The 17,154-nt window shown below is 60.1% G+C and carries 18 protein-coding genes; 3 read left to right on the top strand and 15 right to left on the bottom strand.

Going from position 1 to position 17,154, the window contains the following annotated elements; all coding sequences use genetic code 11:
- Nucleotides 1–277: 277 nt before the first annotated feature.
- The 15 genes from ABD013_RS17510 to aroQ all read right to left on the bottom strand — a co-directional run bounded on the left by ABD013_RS17510 (nucleotide 278) and on the right by aroQ (nucleotide 14,755).
- The gene (locus ABD013_RS17510) at nucleotides 278–1,390 is read right to left on the bottom strand and encodes a dihydrolipoamide acetyltransferase family protein (protein WP_343808938.1); all 1,113 of its coding nucleotides are present in this window, start codon (nucleotides 1,388–1,390) and stop codon (nucleotides 278–280) included.
- Nucleotides 1,387–2,376, bottom strand: coding sequence for an alpha-ketoacid dehydrogenase subunit beta (locus ABD013_RS17505; RefSeq protein WP_343808936.1), 990 nt, complete (start codon nucleotides 2,374–2,376; stop codon nucleotides 1,387–1,389). Before ABD013_RS17505 ends, ABD013_RS17510 begins: the two co-directional genes overlap by 4 nt.
- The gene (gene pdhA, locus ABD013_RS17500; RefSeq protein ID WP_343808934.1) at nucleotides 2,369–3,469 is read right to left on the bottom strand and encodes a pyruvate dehydrogenase (acetyl-transferring) E1 component subunit alpha; all 1,101 of its coding nucleotides are present in this window, start codon (nucleotides 3,467–3,469) and stop codon (nucleotides 2,369–2,371) included. The genes ABD013_RS17505 and pdhA overlap by 8 nt, the downstream gene beginning before the upstream one ends.
- Nucleotides 3,462–4,520 (bottom strand): Leu/Phe/Val dehydrogenase, encoded by a 1,059-nt coding sequence (locus ABD013_RS17495; protein ID WP_343808932.1) that lies wholly within the window; start codon nucleotides 4,518–4,520, stop codon nucleotides 3,462–3,464. Before ABD013_RS17495 ends, pdhA begins: the two co-directional genes overlap by 8 nt.
- 205 nt (nucleotides 4,521–4,725) lie before the next feature.
- Nucleotides 4,726–5,172, bottom strand: a complete 447-nt coding sequence (locus ABD013_RS17490; RefSeq protein WP_343808930.1) for a hypothetical protein — start codon at nucleotides 5,170–5,172, stop codon at nucleotides 4,726–4,728.
- A 230-nt stretch (nucleotides 5,173–5,402) separates the two neighbouring features.
- Nucleotides 5,403–6,017 (bottom strand): LysE family transporter, encoded by a 615-nt coding sequence (locus tag ABD013_RS17485; RefSeq protein ID WP_343808928.1) that lies wholly within the window; start codon nucleotides 6,015–6,017, stop codon nucleotides 5,403–5,405.
- 63 nt (nucleotides 6,018–6,080) lie between these two features.
- The gene (gene purD, locus ABD013_RS17480; protein ID WP_343808926.1) at nucleotides 6,081–7,367 is read right to left on the bottom strand and encodes a phosphoribosylamine--glycine ligase; all 1,287 of its coding nucleotides are present in this window, start codon (nucleotides 7,365–7,367) and stop codon (nucleotides 6,081–6,083) included.
- A 29-nt stretch (nucleotides 7,368–7,396) separates the two neighbouring features.
- Entirely contained in the window at nucleotides 7,397–8,980 is a 1,584-nt protein-coding gene (purH, locus tag ABD013_RS17475) for a bifunctional phosphoribosylaminoimidazolecarboxamide formyltransferase/IMP cyclohydrolase (protein ID WP_343808924.1), read from the bottom strand.
- A 29-nt stretch (nucleotides 8,981–9,009) separates the two neighbouring features.
- A complete protein-coding gene (gene fis / locus ABD013_RS17470) occupies nucleotides 9,010–9,330 on the bottom strand; it encodes a DNA-binding transcriptional regulator Fis (RefSeq protein WP_408904450.1) in 321 nt (106 codons plus the stop codon).
- A complete protein-coding gene (dusB, locus tag ABD013_RS17465; protein WP_343808922.1) occupies nucleotides 9,317–10,294 on the bottom strand; it encodes a tRNA dihydrouridine synthase DusB in 978 nt (325 codons plus the stop codon). Before dusB ends, fis begins: the two co-directional genes overlap by 14 nt.
- A gap of 135 nt (nucleotides 10,295–10,429) precedes the next feature.
- Nucleotides 10,430–11,377: a DUF3426 domain-containing protein gene (locus ABD013_RS17460; RefSeq protein ID WP_343808920.1), complete on the bottom strand. Its 948-nt coding sequence runs from the start codon at nucleotides 11,375–11,377 to the stop codon at nucleotides 10,430–10,432.
- A gap of 3 nt (nucleotides 11,378–11,380) precedes the next feature.
- Nucleotides 11,381–12,286 carry a 50S ribosomal protein L11 methyltransferase gene (gene prmA / locus ABD013_RS17455; RefSeq protein ID WP_343808918.1) on the bottom strand — a complete coding sequence of 302 codons (906 nt, stop codon included), beginning with the start codon at nucleotides 12,284–12,286 and terminating at the stop codon, nucleotides 11,381–11,383.
- Between the two features lie 152 nt (nucleotides 12,287–12,438).
- A complete protein-coding gene (accC, locus tag ABD013_RS17450; protein WP_343808916.1) occupies nucleotides 12,439–13,779 on the bottom strand; it encodes an acetyl-CoA carboxylase biotin carboxylase subunit in 1,341 nt (446 codons plus the stop codon).
- Between the two features lie 22 nt (nucleotides 13,780–13,801).
- Nucleotides 13,802–14,257 (bottom strand): acetyl-CoA carboxylase biotin carboxyl carrier protein, encoded by a 456-nt coding sequence (gene accB, locus ABD013_RS17445; protein WP_343808914.1) that lies wholly within the window; start codon nucleotides 14,255–14,257, stop codon nucleotides 13,802–13,804.
- A gap of 48 nt (nucleotides 14,258–14,305) precedes the next feature.
- On the bottom strand, nucleotides 14,306–14,755 hold the full coding sequence (aroQ, locus tag ABD013_RS17440) for a type II 3-dehydroquinate dehydratase (protein ID WP_343808913.1): 450 nt from the start codon (nucleotides 14,753–14,755) through the stop codon (nucleotides 14,306–14,308).
- A 217-nt stretch (nucleotides 14,756–14,972) separates the two neighbouring features.
- Here aroQ and ABD013_RS17435 point away from each other — a divergent pair, with 217 nt between their 5' ends.
- The 3 genes from ABD013_RS17435 to ABD013_RS17425 all read left to right on the top strand — a co-directional run bounded on the left by ABD013_RS17435 (nucleotide 14,973) and on the right by ABD013_RS17425 (nucleotide 17,126).
- The gene (locus tag ABD013_RS17435; RefSeq protein WP_343808912.1) at nucleotides 14,973–16,058 is read left to right on the top strand and encodes a DUF2333 family protein; all 1,086 of its coding nucleotides are present in this window, start codon (nucleotides 14,973–14,975) and stop codon (nucleotides 16,056–16,058) included.
- 20 nt (nucleotides 16,059–16,078) lie between these two features.
- Nucleotides 16,079–16,852 carry a ParA family protein gene (locus ABD013_RS17430; RefSeq protein WP_343808911.1) on the top strand — a complete coding sequence of 258 codons (774 nt, stop codon included), beginning with the start codon at nucleotides 16,079–16,081 and terminating at the stop codon, nucleotides 16,850–16,852.
- A gap of 139 nt (nucleotides 16,853–16,991) precedes the next feature.
- On the top strand, nucleotides 16,992–17,126 hold the full coding sequence (locus ABD013_RS17425; RefSeq protein ID WP_343808910.1) for a hypothetical protein: 135 nt from the start codon (nucleotides 16,992–16,994) through the stop codon (nucleotides 17,124–17,126).
- The last annotated feature ends 28 nt before the right edge of the window (nucleotides 17,127–17,154 follow it).

The following is a 17,154-nucleotide window of genomic DNA, read 5'->3' as shown; positions in this document are numbered from 1 at the left end:
TCTTCGCTGCTTTTAGTGTAGTCCAGATTAGCGGGAGTCAAGGGCTGAGAACGATGGAAATACTTCTTGGCAGTCTGTTTCAAAACGTAATAAAGGTAGCCTGACGCGGGAAAAAAGCAGGCAAAAGTGCTGAGTTTAGTAAGCCAAATTAGCGTTTTTAGCCTGTTTTAATGACGCATCCGGTAACGCAGATAGATTTTCAACTGCCTGCCAGGGAGGCTTGTCCTCAATCAATCAGACCCTGTCACGAGGGGTACGTTCCGTACCCCTTGGTCGATCATTCTGACAGTGACTGGATTAGCGCCAGCATGAAACGTGCGGCCTCGCCGCCAGTGGCGGCACGGTGGTCAAACGTCAGCGACAGCGGCATGACACGGTGTATGCGTACCTCGTCACCGACGGCCACCGGCTGGCGGCGAATCACCCCGGCGCCAATGATGGCCACCTGGGGCGGGACGATGACCGGGCTGGCGTATCGTCCGGCCAGAGTGCCGAAGTTACTCAGCGTGATGGTAGCGCCCTGCATCTCGGCCGGTGGAATGGAACGTGCCTTGACGTCCGCTCTTAACCGGTTGAGGCCATCGCGCAGGTCGTCGAGGCTGCGGTTGCCGATATCACGCAGCACCGGCACGAACAGGCCCTGCTCGGTATCCACGGCCACGCCCAGGTCGATCTTGCTGTGCGGGCGACGGGCCAGCTGCTGGCCATCGAACCAGACGTTAAGATCCGGTACCGCCTGGCAGGCCGCCGCAATCGCCTGTACCAGCCGCATGGTGATGTCAGTGCCCTCGGGCCAGTGATCGATATCGGCATCCTCACACAGGGTGACCGGCACCACTTCGGCGTGTGACTGCGCCATCGCCTTGGCCATCTGCTTACGCACCCCTTTCAGGGGTTCCGGCGCCCCGAAGGACTGGTCCAGGTCAGCGGCGCGTTCCACATCGTAGGCGGTGACGCGTCCGCCCGGCCCTGAACCTCGGAGCGTTTCCAGGCTTACTCCCAGCCGCTGAGCCAGCGAGCGTACCGCGGGTGTCGTGCTCTGATGGGCGGCCTGACGGCTGCTTGGCGCGGCGCCGATGATAAAGCTTTCACGCTGGCTTTCCGTACTTTTGGCCTGACTCAGCTGGCCGACCACGGTACCGCTGTCGGCATCCTCACCGCCAGCGAATTCCACCAGTGGCTCACCGGTATGGATGGTATCGCCGGCAGCACCGAACAGGTGAGCAATCACTCCGGTTTGAGGCGAGGGGACCTCGACGATCGCCTTGGCGGTTTCCACTGATACCAGGATCTGGTCCACTTCCACTTCATCGCCTTCCTGAACATGCCACTCGACGATTTCAGCTTCGGGCAGGCCTTCACCCAGGTCGGGCAGTTTGAAATATTTCATCCTGAATACTCCATGGTCTCTCTGACCGCGATGAGGATGTCGTCCACATCGGGCAGATACAGCTGCTCATAGCGATAGTAGGGCATCACGGTATCATCACCGGTGACGCGTCTTGGTGGCGCCTGCAGGTAAGTGAGTGCCTGCTCGCTCAGCGTGGCGGCGATCTCGGCACCCATGCCGCCGTGATGTGGTGCTTCATGAATGATCACACAGCGTCCGGTCTTGCTGACCGAGGCCACCAGGGTGGCGTGGTCGATCGGGTTCAGAGTAGCGACATCAATTACTTCGCAACTGATACCCTCATCGGCCAGCTGGTCAGCCGCGGCCAGCGTTTCGCTGATCATGGCACCCCAACTGATCAGGGTGATGTCACTACCCTCGCGCAGGGTGAAGCAGGTATCCAGTGGCAGGGCTTCGCCGTTGTCTTCGATCAGTGTTTTGCTGGCGCGGTAGATGCGCTTGGGCTCGAGAAAGACCACGGGATCATCGCAGCGGATCGCGGCCAGCAGCAGGCCGTAGGCCCGTGCCGGGGATGACGGAATGACCACCCTCAGTCCCGGGATATGGGCGAGCAGTGTTTCGGTACTCTCGGAATGGTGCTCAGGCGCATGGATACCGCCGCCGAAGGGCGCACGCAATACCATCGGGCAGCTCAGTCGGCCACGGGTTCGGTGGCGCATGCGGGCGGCATGGGCCACCAGGTGCTCCATGGTCGGAAAGATGAAGCCCATGAACTGGATTTCGGCCACCGGCCGTATGCCCTGAGTGGCCATGCCCACACTTAGCCCGGCAATCATGGTTTCTGCCAATGGGGTGTCGATAACACGGCGTTCACCGAAACGAGCCTTGAGACCGTCGGTGGCGCGGAAAACGCCGCCGTTGGTACCGATATCCTCGCCCAGCAGTACCACATTCGGGTCTTCCTCCAGGGCGCGTGCCAGGGCCAGATTGACGGCTTCCAGCAGGGTGATGGCATTGTCACTCATGATCGGCTCCTCCCTGTTCGCGACGTTGTTGCCGAATGCGAGCCTGTTCACGTTGGGCAGCCAGTCCCGGTGGACATTCGGCGTAGAGGTAGTCGTACTGTTCATCCACCGATTGCGGTTCAATCGCCTGATAGGTTGCCACGGCGCTTTCGATCAGCTGCTTGGTTTCGGTCTGCCAGGCCTGCTCGCGGGCTTCGTCCCAGAGCCCCTGGCTATGGAGCCAGTTGCGCAGGCGTGCCACCGGTTCGCGAGCCCAGGCAGCCTTCAGCTCGTCGGAAGGGCGATAGCGGGTGGCGTCATCGGCGGTGGTATGGTCTGACAGTCGATAACTCAGTGCCTCGATGACGGTCGGCCCCTTGCCGGCGCGGGCGCGTTCCAGCGCCTGGCCCACCACTTCGTGCAGGGCGATGGCATCATTGCCGTCCACCTGTTCTCCGCGGATGCCGGCGCCGATCGCTTTCTGGGCCAGCGTCGGCGCGATGCACTGCTGGCTGCGTGGTACCGAGATCGCCCACTGGTTGTTGTTGATGATGAACACGACCGGCAGCTGCCAGGCCCCGGCCACGTTGATCGCTTCCATAAAGTCGCCTTTGGAGGTGCCGCCGTCACCGATCATGGTCAGCACCGCCTGGTGTTCGCCACGCAGCTTCAGTGCCGTGGCCACGCCGCAGGCGTGCAGGCACTGGGTGGCGATCGGTACGGCGTTGGGCAGGTCGCGTCCCATCTCCGGTGTGGCACTGCCGCGCTCGTCGCCGCCCCAGTAGAGGAACAGCTGGGAGATCGGCATGCCGCGGATCATCTGCATGGCGTGGTTGCGGTAATAAGGTACCAGCACATCCTCGGCCTGCATCAGCGAGGCGCAGACCACGTCGATCGCTTCGGCACCGAGCAGGGAGGCAAAGGTACCCAGTTGGCCGGTACGTTGCAGGCTGATCGCCTTGGTGTCGAACTGGCGGGCCAACACCATCTGCTGGTAATAGCCGACCCAGGGCTGATTGCCACAAGCCCAGTCCGGCATCTCGCCCAGTGGCTCGCCGCTGTCGTTCAAGTAGCGGGTCAGACGGATTTCACCCTGATAACTGATCTCATGCATGACGACGCTCCTGTTCAGCATTGGATGCGGCTGCCGCCTGGAGCAGTGATTCGGCATGCAGGTCGGCGACATGGTGCACTGACTGGTTTTTGCGGTCGGCTTCGTTGAACAGATGGGTCAGGGTGCTGCCGATCTCGCGGATCTTGGCATCACGCCGTGCGCCATCGATGCGGGCGTGGTGCAGCGCCACATGGATCAGGCCACCGGCATTGATCACATAGTCGGGGGCATAAAGGATGCCGTGCGCGCGCAGGCGGTTGCCGTCCTCGTCGACCGCCAGCTGGTTGTTGGCGCTGCCGGCGACGATGGCGCACTTGAGCCGCGGGATGGTGTCGGCATTGAGAATGGCGCCAAGGCCACAGGGGCTGAACACGTCGACCTCGGCATCATAGATTTCGTCCGCCGGAACGGCACGGGCGCCGAACTGCTCGATACACTGTTGTACCCGGGTCGGATTGATATCGGCCACGATCAGCCTGGCACCGGCATCATGCAGCATGGCCGCGAGAGCATGTCCCACATGGCCGAGCCCCTGGATGCTGATGCTGAGTCCTGCCAGGGAGTCACGCTCCAGGCGGTGACGAACGGCGGCCTTGATCCCCTCGAATACCCCAAGGGCCGTATGCGGCGAAGGGTCGCCGCTGGCGCTGGTGCAGCTGACGAAGCGAGTTGTGGTTTCGATGATATCCATGTCACTGACCTCGGAGCCGCTGTCCATGGCGGTGATGTAGCGACCGCCAAGCTCGTCGACAAAGCGGCCGAACGCCTGCATTAATGCGGTGCGGTCATAGTCGCCTTCGGGTTCGATGACCACAGCCTTGCCACCGCCGTGGGGCAGACCGGCGAGGGCGGCCTTATAGCTCATGCCGCGGGCCAGGCGCATGGCATCAGTGACGGCATCCTGTTCACGGGGATAATGGAGAAAACGGCAGCCGCCGATGGCAGCGCCACGTGCGGTGGAATGAATGGCGATGATCGCCCTCAGACCGCTTGCCGGGTCCAGGCCGAAATGGAGATCGGTCAGGCCGGCGGTTTCCATCTGCTTCAACATGGCGGGGTCCTCCGCGGGTAAGCCAAGCCGGAAAACGGGTATAAAAATCGGCGATGTCGAATCTTGTGGATCGCAGCGCCGCTATCTTTGGAATAGCACAGCCTTGGGCAAAGTACAGCTTGAGGATCAAAGATTTACTGTGGATAAATCATGACTGTGCGGGTGCACAAATGCAGCGGGAGGGGAGAATTTCGAGAGCCTTGCTCTAGTGCTGGTCGTAATTGCTGCGCTGCAACGACTGGGGCGAAAAATCATTCAGTATCAGCGCCCAGGGACGGGGCAGCCCGGCTGCCTTGGCGGTATCGGAAGGGGTTGGCGAAGCGTTTGTTTCCGGTTTCAGCTCTGGTGGAATGGTTTCGCCTTGCAGGGTCAACTGGCGGCGTGCCAGCCAGCGTTTGACTTCGGCCAGCAGATCCATCAGTTCTTCATCACTGAAACGGCTCTCGGGCGCAAGAGGGTCGCGTACATCCTGTACGCTGAGCTGGGGGGCTGAGCAGTCGAACGACTGGTTGTCGCCTGCTCGCAGACAGTACCCGTCAACGGCTGTAGCAGCATCAGGAGGAGGTGGTTTCAGGCTGCAACCACTGACCGTAAGGGCCAGTGCAAGAGCCAGTGCCAGAGCCAAAATTCCCTGTAAGGAGCTGTGCGGCATACAGCCTCCCTGGGCTTAACAGGCCGTCGAAAATCTATCTACGTTGCCGAATGCGGCGTTAAAAACAGGCTCACAGGCTTTGTCTGAACGCACTTTAGTGCAGCCCCGAAGGGGTGAGCGAAGCGAATAAAATGCTCATTTAGTTCACTAAACTCCGCTTTTTCGCCTGTTTTTGCCCGGGCGGCGTTCCGCTGGCCTCGGCCGCCTCGATAACGCTTTCCAACACCCTGTTACAGTGCGGCAACTGAGAGCGCCATGGCGGCTGCAATCAAGGCGCTTCCGGTCAGACGTTGCTGCCAGAGCATGGCAATCGGATCAGCGAAACGGTGGCGCAGGCTGGCGGCCAGGCCACTATAACCGGTCATGACGCACATATCGATGACCAGCAGTGTAGCACTGATCAGCAACAGTTGGAGCTGCTGGGGGTGGGCCAGGTCGATGAACTGTGGAATCAGCGCGACCAGAAACACAATGCCCTTGGGGTTGGTGATGTTGACCAGCGTCGCCTGCCAGAAACGGGTCGGACCCGGCGCCGCGATCTGTGACTCAATGTCGGCGCTTTGCCGCTGGCGCCAGAACTGGATACCGAGCCAGACCAGATAGGCGACCCCGACCCACTTGATCAGTTGGAACAGTTCGGGGGAGGTCGCAATCAGGCTGCCAAGACCCACCGAGACAATCAGGATCTGCACAGCATAGCCGGTCATCAAGCCCAGGGTGGTCCAGCCGGCACCGCGCACGCCGTAGGTCAGGCCAGCGCTCATGGCCGTGGCAGCCCCTGCTCCGGGTGACAGACTGATCAAGACCGCCGTGCCCAGCAGGGCAAACCAGATCTCCAGACTCATTATTCATTCCTCAGAACGCAAACAGCCGCCCGAAGGCGGCTGTTGGTATAAGTCGCTGTTAAATCAACCGTTTTCCCGTGCGATGGCGCGATAAGCGATATCGGTACGGAAGTAGGCGTCTTTCCAGCTGACCTCTTTCAGCAGCTCGTAGGCGCGCTGCTGAGCTTCGGTCACGCTGTCACCCAGTGCGGTGACACAGAGTACACGACCGCCAGCGGTGACTACGTTGCCGTTGTCGTCCAGCTTGGTACCGGCATGGAAGATCTTGCTGCCTTCCGGGCAGGTTGCCGGCAGGCTGATCACGTCACCCTTGGCGTAGTCGCCCGGGTAGCCGCCAGCGGCCATGACGACACCGACGGACTTGCGCTCATCCCACTCGGCGGTGGTCTGGTCCAGCTTCTTGTCCAGTGCAGCCTGGCACAGCTCTACCAGAGATGACTTCAGGCGCAGCATGATCGGCTGGGTTTCCGGATCACCGAAGCGGCAGTTGTACTCGATCACTTTCGGCGTACCGTCGGCCATGATCATCAGACCGGCGTACAGGAAACCAGTGTACTCGTTGCCTTCCGCTTTCATGCCGTTGACGGTCGGCATGATCACTTCGTCCATCACGCGCTGGTCGATTTCAGGCGTCACAACGGGAGCGGGAGAGTAGGCGCCCATGCCACCGGTGTTCAGGCCGGTGTCGCCGTTGCCGACGCGCTTGTGGTCCTGGCTGGTGGCCATCGGCAGCACGTTGTCACCGTCGACCATGACGATGTAGGAGGCTTCCTCGCCGTCGAGGAACTCCTCGACGACCACGCGGCTGCCCGCATCACCGAAGGCGTTGCCGGCCAGCATGTCGCGGATGGCGTCTTCGGCTTCTTCCAGGGTCATGGCGACGATGACGCCTTTACCTGCAGCCAGGCCGTCGGCCTTGACCACGATCGGAGCGCCTTTTTCACGCACGTAAGCCAGCGCCGGCTCGATCTCGGTGAAGTTCTGATATTCAGCGGTCGGGATCTGCTGGCGCGCCAGGAAGTCCTTGGTGAAGGCCTTGGAGCCTTCCAGCTGAGCGGCGCCTGCAGTCGGGCCGAAGATCGCCAGGCCGGCTTCGCGGAAGCGGTCAACCACGCCAGCCACCAGCGGTGCTTCCGGACCAACGATGGTCAGGGCAACGCTGTTGTCACGGGCGAAGGCGACCAGCGCGTCCAGATCCATGACATCAATGGCGACGTTTTCCAGCTTGGGTTCAGTGGCGGTGCCTGCGTTACCCGGTGCTACGAAAACGCGTTCAACAGCTGAGTCCTGTGCGGCAGCCCAGGCCAGGGCATGTTCACGACCGCCGGAACCGATAACCAGAATATTCATGTTCAGTTTCCTTCTTTATAGTGGCGGTCTTAGTGACGGAAGTGGCGCATGCCGGTGAAGACCATCGCCAGGCCGTGCTCGTCGGCGGCGTCGATCACTTCCTGGTCGCGCATGGAGCCGCCCGGCTGGATCACGGCGGTGATACCGGCTGCAGCGGCGGCGTCGATGCCGTCACGGAACGGGAAGAAGGCGTCAGAAGCCATCACGGAACCCGGTACTTCCAGACCTTCGTCGGCGGCCTTGATGCCGGCGATCTTGGCGGAGTAGACGCGGCTCATCTGGCCGGCGCCGATACCGATGGTCTGGCCATCTTTGGCGTAGACGATGGCGTTGGACTTGACGTACTTGGCCACTTCCCAGCAGAACAGCAGATCGCGGATCTCCTGTTCAGTCGGCTGACGCTGGGTGACGATCTTCAGCTGAGATGCATCGATCATGCCCAGGTCGCGATCCTGAACCAGCAGGCCACCGTTGACGCGCTTGTAGTCGAAACCGTGAACGCGCTCCTTGTTCCACTCGCCACAGGCCAGCAGACGTACGTTCGGCTTGGCCGCCACGATGTCAGAGGCTTCCTGGGACACGGTCGGCGCGATGATCACTTCAACGAACTGGCGGTCAACGATCGCCTGAGCGGTCTTGCCATCCAGCTCGCGGTTGAACGCGATGATGCCACCGAAGGCAGAGGTCGGGTCGGTCTGGAAAGCGCGGTTGTAGGCTTCCAGAATGTCGCTGCCAACCGCAACGCCACAGGGGTTGGCGTGCTTGACGATAACACAGGCCGGTTCCTGGAACGGCTTGACGCATTCCAGAGCGGCGTCGGTGTCCGCCACGTTGTTGTAGGACAGTTCCTTGCCCTGCAGCTGACGAGCGGTAGACACGCTGGCTTCAGACGGGTTGGCTTCAACGTAGAAGGCCGCACGCTGGTGTGGGTTCTCGCCGTAGCGCATGTCCTGTGCCTTGATGAACTGGGTGTTGAAAGTACGCGGGAAGTCGGCCGGAACCTCTTCATCGCCTTCGACGATGGCACCCAGGTAGTTGGCGATCATGCCGTCGTAGCCGGCAGTGTGTTCGAATGCCTTCACGGCCAGATCAAAGCGGGTCTTGTAACCCAGACCACCGTTGGCCTTGAGTTCGGTGATGATGCTGTCGTAGTCAGAGGCATTAACAACGATAGCGACATCCTTGTGGTTCTTGGCCGCGGAGCGCACCATGGTCGGACCACCGATATCGATGTTTTCGATCGCCATCGGCAGGTCGCAGTCCGGACGGGCAATGGTGGCGGCGAACGGGTAGAGGTTGACCACAACCATGTCGATCGGCTGGATGCCGTGCTCACCCATGATGGCATCGTCGGTACCGCGACGGCCCAGAATGCCGCCGTGCACTTTCGGGTGCAGGGTCTTGACGCGGCCGTCCATCATCTCCGGGAAGCCGGTGTAGTCGGAGACTTCAACCGCCGGGATGTTGTTGTCGCACAGCAGCTTGTAGGTGCCGCCGGTGGAGAGGATCTCGACACCCTCGGCGCTCAGGGCCTGTGCGAATTCGACGATGCCGGTTTTGTCCGACACGCTGATCAGCGCGCGGCGGACAGAGGTAGTGTTCTGTTCAGACATGGTATGCGTTCCCGTTCAAGATGAATTCGTTACAGCAGGCCGTACTGCTTCAGTTTCTTGCGCAGCGTGCCGCGGTTCAGGCCCAGGACCTCGGATGCCTTGGTCTGGTTGTCCTTGGTGTAGGCCATCACGCTCTCGAACAGCGGGGCCTCGATTTCGGACAGAACCATCTGATAGACGTCGGTAACAGGCTGACCATCCAGCTGTTTGAAGTAGCTGGTCAGTGACTGGTGCACGGTATCACGCAGGGTTTGCTGCGGGATCTGTGCCTGTGCGCTGTTGTTTGTCTGTTTCAAGTCTTTGGTATCCACTGTACTTCTGTACCCAATCCAGGGATCAGGCGGCTTCATGCCGGGCCGCGAAAAAAGCGTCCACGGCATTCACCTGATCTGATGCTGTTTCAAGTTGATTAAATCTTTGCCGAAAGTCCCGATTGTCGCTGCAGCTCTGCAGGTACCAGCCGACATGCTTGCGCGCGATGCGCACACCCAGGTAATCGCCGTAGAAATCGTGCAGGGCGTGCAGGTGCTCGCGCAGAATCGCATGCTGAGTGGCCAGGTCCGGTTCTGACTGGAGTTCGCCGGTGCGCAAATAGTGGTCGATCTGCCCCAGCAGCCAGGGACGTCCCTGGGCGGCGCGACCGATCATCACCGCATCGGCACCGGTGTGTTCCAGTACCTGAGCGGCTTTCTGCGGTGAGTCGATATCCCCGTTGGCGAACAGCGGAATGCGGATCGCCTCACGGATGCGAGCGATGGTGTCGTATTCCGCCTCGCCCTGGTAGCGGTCGGCGCGGGTGCGTCCATGTACGGCCAGTGCGGCAATGCCCGCCGTTTCGGCCATCTCGGCGATGCGGACACCGTTGCGGGTTTCCGGACACCAGCCGGTGCGGATCTTCAGTGTGACCGGCACGTCCACGGCGGCCACTACTGCCTGCAGGATATCCTTGACCAGGGGTTCATCGCGCAGCAGCGCTGAGCCGGCAGCCTTGTTGCAGACTTTTTTGGCCGGACAACCCATGTTGATGTCGATGATCTGGGCACCATTGGTCACATTGAGCCGGGCAGCCTCGGCCATCATCTCCGGATCGCCACCGGCGATCTGGATCGAGCGAGGTTCGGCTTCACCGGAGTGGTCCAGGCGGAAGCTGGACTTGCGGGTATGCCAGAGGCGGCTGTCGGAGGTCACCATTTCAGAGACGACCAGCCCAGCACCCATGCGGCGGCAGAGCTGCCGGAAGGGGCGGTCGGTTACGCCGGCCATGGGGGCCAGAATCACCCGACTGTCAATGCTGTATGGGCCGATCCTGAACATGCCACATCCTGTCAAAAGGGTAAAAGAAACTCTATTCGCTGCATTGCTGCAACAAATTCAGGGTTAACTTTCGGAAGGTGGGCAATGATACTCTTTCGGCCCCTTAGGGCCAACCATTTCTGATGAAAAAATGATCTATTTTGCGCTTGCCAAAAGGGCTGGAGTCAGCTTCAACTCGTAGCTGACGCCACGACGACCGGGGGAGGCCAGTTCCAGTTCGATCTGGACCGGTTGTCCGCTGGGCATGCGCAAGGGGTCCACGCTGGTGGTGTCCAGATACTCTTCGGGCTGGAAGGTGCGTTGTGCCACCAGTCGGCCCTTGAGGTCGGTAAAGCGAAGCTGCAGGCCGGGCCAGGGCTGGCTGAAGGCAGCACGGTTTTCCAGCAGCAGAGTGGCGCTCAGGGCATCGCTGTATTTAGGGTGTGGTTGCAGGTGCAGGCCCTGATTGTCGATCAGGGGCAGTGCATTCTGCGTCAGAGAGCAGTCCACCTGCTCGCACAGCAGCGCATAGACACTGCCAAGCTCGGTGTAATCGGCCAGGCGAGCGCGCTCGAACCAGAGCAGCTGCGCCACCAGTCCCAATACGGCCACCAGGCTGAGTAACAGCCAGCCGGTCGTGGCAACGGGGTTGTCGTCAGAGTCGTCGCTGCTGAACGCGATCGGCTCGGCGCGAAACGGCTGCGGGGCAGCTGCGGTGGCGGCGGTGGCTCTCAGAGGCGTGGTGTCTTCAGCCGGTCGTTCGGGGTCTGCCTTATTCGGAGCCTGAACCTGTGGCTCCAGCGCTCCTGTTCCTGCCACTTCCCCTTGGGACTCAGCAGAGGGAGCCGGGGAGGCGGTGGACTCAGTGGCCGCTAAGGGGGCAGCTGGAGCATGAGTTTCAGGTGTCGGAAGGGACTTATTGGCCGGTTCCGAGGAGGGGGCGCTTGTCGTCGGCTGAGGGATTTCAGATTCACGCAGGGCATGTGCCTTGGCGTCAAACACGCTCAGACAGGCACCACAACGCACCTGCCCCCGTGCCAGCTTAAGCTGGCCGTCGGTCACCCGAAAACGGGCATGACAATCGGGGCAGCGCGTTATAACCAAGTATCAGCTCTCCTGCTTGCGGGTACCACTGATGCGTATCCAGCCTTCACGCTCACCCGGTGCATCCATATCAAACCACTGGCTGTAGGTGGATATTATCTCATCTGCCTGCTGTGATAACAGCCCGGAAAGCAGGATCCGGCCTCCTGCACGCACCCGTGCGGCCAGAGTTGGCGCCAGTTCGCACAGCGGACCGGCGAGGATGTTGGCGACCAGGAGGTCAGCTTCGATCAGCGGGGCATCCAGCGGCAGGAATGCATCCAGGCGTGACTCAGGCAGCTTGTTGCGCTGCAGGTTGTCGCGGGTAGCAGTGAGGGCCTGGGGATCGATATCCACAGCCTGGACATGATCGGCACCCAGCAGCAGGGCGGCAATACCGAGAATGCCGCTGCCGCAGCCGTAGTCGACTACCTGTTTGCCTTCCAGTTCTTGAGCATCCAGCCATTCCAGGCAGAGTGCCGTGGTCGGGTGGGTGCCGGTACCGAAGGCCAGGCCGGGGTCCAGCATCATGTTGACCGCGTCAGGTTCGGGGGCTTCACGCCAGCTGGGGCAGACCCAGAGGCGGTTGCCAAAACGCATGGGGTGGTAGCTGTCCATCCACTCGCGTTCCCAGTCCTTGTCTTCAAGAATTTCGGCCTTGAACTCCGGCAGTGTGTTCTGCCCCGGGGTCAGCTGTTGCTGGGCAGCCTGTAACAGTTCAAGGGTTTCACGCAGGTCATGCTCGGCGGCAAAGAGTCCTGTGACCACCGTGGCGTTCCACAGTGGCGTGGTACCCAGATCCGGCTCAAAAATCGGCTGATCAGCAGCGTCCTGATAGGTGACAGCGGCACAGCCTGCCGCCAGCAGCAGGTCTTCATAGGTTTCAGCCTGTTCAGGCGGAATGGATACTTTGATCTGTAGCCAGGGCATGGAGGTACTCCAGTCAAACAAGGGTTTAATTATGTCCTAAAACCGCGACGGGTACATCATGAGTATGATGACGCAGGGCAAAAGCAGGTGGCAATTTGTCGGGTTGTAGCAAGGCAGGACGGCAGCCCGCGACGCGAGCTGCCGTGAAGGGCTCAGAGGCCCAGTTTCTTTTCCAGATAGTGGATGTTAACACCACCCTGCGCGAAGTTGGCATCGCGCACGATATCCTGATGCAGCGGGATATTGGTCTTGATCCCTTCGATCAGAGTTTCATCCAGAGCACTTCCCATGCGGGCCAGTGCTGTTTCGCGGTCATCCGCGAAGGTGATCAACTTGGCGATCAGCGAGTCGTAGTGCGGCGGCACGCTGTAGCCACTGTACAGGTGGGAGTCGACGCGAACGCCATTACCGCCTGCGGCATGGAAATGCGTGATCTTGCCGGGGCTCGGCATGAACGTCTTCGGATCTTCAGCGTTGAGACGACACTCGATGGAGTGGCCGCGCAGCTTGATGTCGTCCTGCTTATAGGACAGCGGCAGGCCGGAGGCGATGCGCAGCTGTTCCTTGACGATATCCACACCGGTGACCATTTCGGTAACCGGGTGCTCAACCTGCACACGGGTATTCATCTCGATGAAGAAGAACTCGCCATCTTCGTACAGGAACTCGAAGGTACCGGCACCGCGGTAACCGATCTCGATGCAGGCATCGACACAGGCCTTGAGGACCTTGGCGCGAGCTGCTTCATCGATCATCGGAGCCGGTGCTTCCTCGACCACCTTCTGGTGACGACGCTGCATGGAGCAGTCGCGGTCGTACAGATGGATGGCGTTGCCCTGGCCGTCGGCCAGTACCTGCACCTCAACGTGGCGCGGCTTCTCGAGGAATTTTTCCATGTACACGGTGGCATCACCGAAGGCGGCAGCCGCTTCGGACTTGGTCACCTGTACAGCGTTGCCCAGATGCGCTTCGGTGTGCACCACGCGCATGCCGCGACCACCACCGCCAGCGGCAGCTTTGATGATCACCGGGTAGCCGATACGGCGGGCGATCTTGTAAAGCTCTTCGGTATCTTCCGGCAGCGGGCCATCGGAGCCCGGTACGGTCGGTACGCCGGCTTTCTTCATCGCTTCGATCGCGGACACCTTGTCGCCCATCAGGCGGATGGTGTCGGCACGCGGACCGATGAAGGTGAAGCCTGACCGTTCAACCTGCTCGGCGAAGTCTGCGTTTTCGGCCAGGAAGCCGTAACCCGGGTGGATGCCCACGGAGTCTGTTACCTCGGCGGCACTGATGATCGCCGGGATGTTCAGGTAGCTCTGCGGTGAGGGCGCCGGGCCGATACAGACTGCTTCGTCGGCCAGACGAACGTGCATCAGGTCGCGGTCGGCTACGGAGTGAACCGCCACGGTCTTGATGCCCAGCTCCTTGCAGGCGCGGAGGATACGCAGCGCGATCTCACCACGGTTTGCAATCAGCACTTTATCCAGCATAGTGAAAATCCTTGGTCAGCAATCAGGCGATGGTGATCAGCGGCTGGTCGAATTCGACCGGCTGGCCATCTTCGACCAGGATGCTTTCGATCACGCCGGATTTGTCCGCTTCGATCTGGTTCATCATCTTCATCGCTTCGACGATGCAGATGACGTCGCCGGCTTTCACGCTCTGGCCGACTTCAACGAACGGAGCCGAGGTCGGGGACGGCGAACGGTAGAAAGTACCTACCATCGGTGAACAGACCGCGTGGCCAGCCGGAGCGGCGGCTTCTGCCGGTGCTGCTGCAGCCGGAGCAGCGGCCGGAGCCGGAGCGGCTACAGGTGCGGCTACAACCTGGGCAGGAGCCGGAGCTGCTGCAACAACACTGCCGCCACGGCTGATGCGGACGGACTCTTCGCCTTCCTTGATCTCGATTTCGTTGATGTTGGATTCTTCCAGCAGCTCGATCAGCTTTTTGACTTTGCGAATATCCATACTATGACGGCTTCTCTGATTCTGATGTTTATGGGTAATTCTATCGAATCAAGCCTGCGTCAGCGCCAGGCGCTGATGGGCGGCTTCCAGTGCAAATTGGTACCCGGCGGGGCCGAGTCCACAGATGACACCCACGGCCTTGTCCGACAGATAGGAGTGCTGACGGAAAGGTTCACGGGCATGCACATTCGATAGATGAACTTCGATAAAGGGTATACCGACACCCAGCAGGGCATCGCGTATGGCAACACTGGTATGGGTGAAAGCAGCCGGGTTAATAATGATGAACTCGGTGCCCTGAGCGGGGGCCTGATGGATCCGCTCGATCAATTCAAACTCGGCGTTGCTCTGGAAACATTCGGCCGAATGTCCCAGCGCCCTGGCCTGAGACTCGATCTGCTGCTCGATTTCGGCGAGTGTGGTCGCACCGTAGATGCCGGGCTCTCGGGTTCCAAGCAGGTTCAGATTGGGACCGTTCAAAACCAGAATATGAGCCATGCAGATGCTCCGCAAGATCGTGTTTGCCAAGGGTGAAACTAAGGCCGACTAGTGTGCATGAAAGTAAAAACAGTGTCTATGCTGTTGCATCAATTTTCGGTCGTTAGCAGCCAGTTTGGCGAAGATAGCTTGATATAGGCCGGCATCCTGTCGATTGACGGTGACGGTCTTCATTGCCGGTACAATTGACCGGTTTGTATAAATTCGCCATAGTGCAATGCAGCATTCACCCCTGCCGCTGCTGCAGGGGCATTACATCATCAAGGAGACCCGGGTGGAGCGTTTAGAACGGATCTGGTTAACCCTGTGGGACAGCTTTAATTCAGCCCGCAAACTCAAACTGTTTATAGCTGCAATTCTGGCGTGGCTTTTGGTGGCCGCCGCATTTGGCATCTACTGGAGCTTTGAGCCCGATCGCTTTGATGTCAGTGAACAAGCCAAGCTTCAGACACAGATGGACGCCCCCGTTACCGGTGCGCATACGGTTTCCACCCTGATCCATTTGACCGAGACGCTGCTGGACAAGCCCGGCGGCTATATCAGTAATGATATGACTCCGCCCGGGATCTGGCTCGACAACATGCCGTCCTGGGAGTTCGGCGTGCTGGTTCAGGTGCGCGACATGAGCCGTGCGTTGCGCAAGAGTTTCAGCCGTTCCCAGTCCCAGTCCACCGAGGACCCGGCGCTGGCCAAGGCTGAACCGCTGCTGCATTTTGATCACCGCAACTGGATTCTGCCGTCCAGCGAGAGCGAATACCGCAAGTCTTTGAAGCAGCTGTATGACTACCGTCAGCGCCTGGCCGACAACGAACAGCCGGATGCCCAGTTCTATGCCCGTGCCGATAACCTGCGTGACTGGCTGGGTGATGTATCCACCCGTCTGGGCAGCCTGTCACAGCGCCTCAGTGCCAGTGTTGGCCAGCGCCGCATCAATACCGATCTGGCCGGTGACAGTGCCGGCCGTCAGGCAACCGAGGCCAGTGAAGAACTGGAGATCAAGACGCCCTGGATGCAAATCGACAACGTTTTCTATGAGGCGCGTGGTACTGCCTGGGCGCTGATCCATATGCTGGAAGCGATAGAGCGTGACTTTGGCGATGCGCTGGACAAGAAAAATGCGCGTGCCAGTGTGCGTCAGATCATTCGGGAGCTGGAGGCGACCCAGTCCACCATCTGGAGTCCGATGATCCTGAATGGTACCGAGTTCGGCTTCCTGTCCAACCACTCGCTGGTGATGGCGTCCTATATTTCACGCGCCAACGCCGCGATCATCGACCTGCGTGACCTCCTGTCCCAGGGATAAGTGCGGAGAGCAATTCAATTATGCGCAGAGTGGTATTCAATCAGAAAGGCGGTGTTGGCAAGTCCAGCATCGCCGTCAACCTGGCGGCGATCAGTGCCAGTCGAGGCGTGCGTACGCTGGTGATCGATCTTGATCCCCAGTGCAACTCGACTCACTACCTGTTGGGGGATGACTCGAATCAGCCGCAGACTGATGCCTACGGTTTCTTCGAGCAGGCCCTGAGCTTCCAGCTCAAGCCGCGTGCGGCGGACGAGTTTGTTCATGCGACGCCGTTCGACAATCTGGCACTGCTGCCGTCGCACCCGGAACTGGGCGACCTTCAGTCCAAACTGGAGAGTAAGCACAAGATCTACAAGCTGCGCGACGCCATCGACCAGCTGGTCGAAGAGTACGATGCGATCTATATCGATACGCCGCCGGCATTCAACTTTTTTACCCTGTCGGCACTGGTGGCTGCCGAGCGCTGTTTGATTCCCTTTGACTGTGACGAATTTGCCCGCCAGGCCCTGTATAACCTGCTTAATAATGTGCGCGAGACCCAGGCGGACCACAATGACCAGCTGCAGGTGGAAGGCATCGTTGTTAACCAGTTCCAGCCACGGGCGTCACTGCCTCAGAAGATAGTGGCCGGGCTGGAAGCAGAAGAGCTGCCGGTACTGGCGACGCGGTTGTCGGCGTCGGTGAAGATGAAAGAATCACACAACGAGGCGCGACCGCTGATCCATATGGCGCCCAACCACAAGCTGACGCAGGAATTCGTGCGGCTGTTTGAGGAGCTGGAAGCGGGGCGCTGAGGATTGCGGCATATGCTTATCCTGAGCTTGGCTGCTCCTGCGCATCCCTGCGCCCGCTGCCTACCGTTCATCCCTGAACATAAAAAAACGGAGCCGTTTGGCTCCGTTTTTGTCTGTATCGCCTGGGGTAAAGTGCCGAATGTCAGTACTACTTGTCCGGCGCGATAACCCGACCATCACTCATGAATACGCAGTCGCGTTGAGCGGCACTTTCCCGTGCGGCGAGCGATTTGCGTCTCAAGCGCAGCAGCCAGAGGGCAAGGGCCGTGGCTGATAGCGTGAGAATGACCAGTTCCGTCATG

It is taken from the genome of Marinobacterium maritimum (assembly GCF_039523155.1).
GTDB classification, from domain to species: Bacteria; Pseudomonadota; Gammaproteobacteria; order Pseudomonadales; family Balneatricaceae; genus Marinobacterium; species Marinobacterium maritimum.
The sequence above is the reverse complement of the archived record's forward strand: the minus strand, read 5'-3'. Positions and strand labels throughout refer to the sequence as shown.

Excerpts from the sequence above, each read along its gene's own strand:
- ABD013_RS17510 (WP_343808938.1), bottom strand. The coding sequence starts at position 1,390 with ATGAAATATTTCAAACTGCCCGACCTGGGTGAAGGCCTGCCCGAAGCT.
- ABD013_RS17505 (WP_343808936.1), bottom strand. The coding sequence starts at position 2,376 with ATGAGTGACAATGCCATCACCCTGCTGGAAGCCGTCAATCTGGCCCTG.
- pdhA (WP_343808934.1), bottom strand. The coding sequence starts at position 3,469 with ATGCATGAGATCAGTTATCAGGGTGAAATCCGTCTGACCCGCTACTTG.
- ABD013_RS17495 (WP_343808932.1), bottom strand. The coding sequence starts at position 4,520 with ATGTTGAAGCAGATGGAAACCGCCGGCCTGACCGATCTCCATTTCGGC.
- ABD013_RS17490 (WP_343808930.1), bottom strand. The coding sequence starts at position 5,172 with ATGCCGCACAGCTCCTTACAGGGAATTTTGGCTCTGGCACTGGCTCTT.
- ABD013_RS17485 (WP_343808928.1), bottom strand. The coding sequence starts at position 6,017 with ATGAGTCTGGAGATCTGGTTTGCCCTGCTGGGCACGGCGGTCTTGATC.
- purD (WP_343808926.1), bottom strand. The coding sequence starts at position 7,367 with ATGAATATTCTGGTTATCGGTTCCGGCGGTCGTGAACATGCCCTGGCC.
- purH (WP_343808924.1), bottom strand. The coding sequence starts at position 8,980 with ATGTCTGAACAGAACACTACCTCTGTCCGCCGCGCGCTGATCAGCGTG.
- fis (WP_408904450.1), bottom strand. The coding sequence starts at position 9,330 with ATGAAGCCGCCTGATCCCTGGATTGGGTACAGAAGTACAGTGGATACC.
- dusB (WP_343808922.1), bottom strand. The coding sequence starts at position 10,294 with ATGTTCAGGATCGGCCCATACAGCATTGACAGTCGGGTGATTCTGGCC.
- prmA (WP_343808918.1), bottom strand. The coding sequence starts at position 12,286 with ATGCCCTGGCTACAGATCAAAGTATCCATTCCGCCTGAACAGGCTGAA.
- accC (WP_343808916.1), bottom strand. The coding sequence starts at position 13,779 with ATGCTGGATAAAGTGCTGATTGCAAACCGTGGTGAGATCGCGCTGCGT.
- accB (WP_343808914.1), bottom strand. The coding sequence starts at position 14,257 with ATGGATATTCGCAAAGTCAAAAAGCTGATCGAGCTGCTGGAAGAATCC.
- aroQ (WP_343808913.1), bottom strand. The coding sequence starts at position 14,755 with ATGGCTCATATTCTGGTTTTGAACGGTCCCAATCTGAACCTGCTTGGA.
- ABD013_RS17435 (WP_343808912.1), top strand. The coding sequence starts at position 14,973 with ATGCAGCATTCACCCCTGCCGCTGCTGCAGGGGCATTACATCATCAAG.
- ABD013_RS17430 (WP_343808911.1), top strand. The coding sequence starts at position 16,079 with ATGCGCAGAGTGGTATTCAATCAGAAAGGCGGTGTTGGCAAGTCCAGC.
- ABD013_RS17425 (WP_343808910.1), top strand. The coding sequence starts at position 16,992 with ATGTCAGTACTACTTGTCCGGCGCGATAACCCGACCATCACTCATGAA.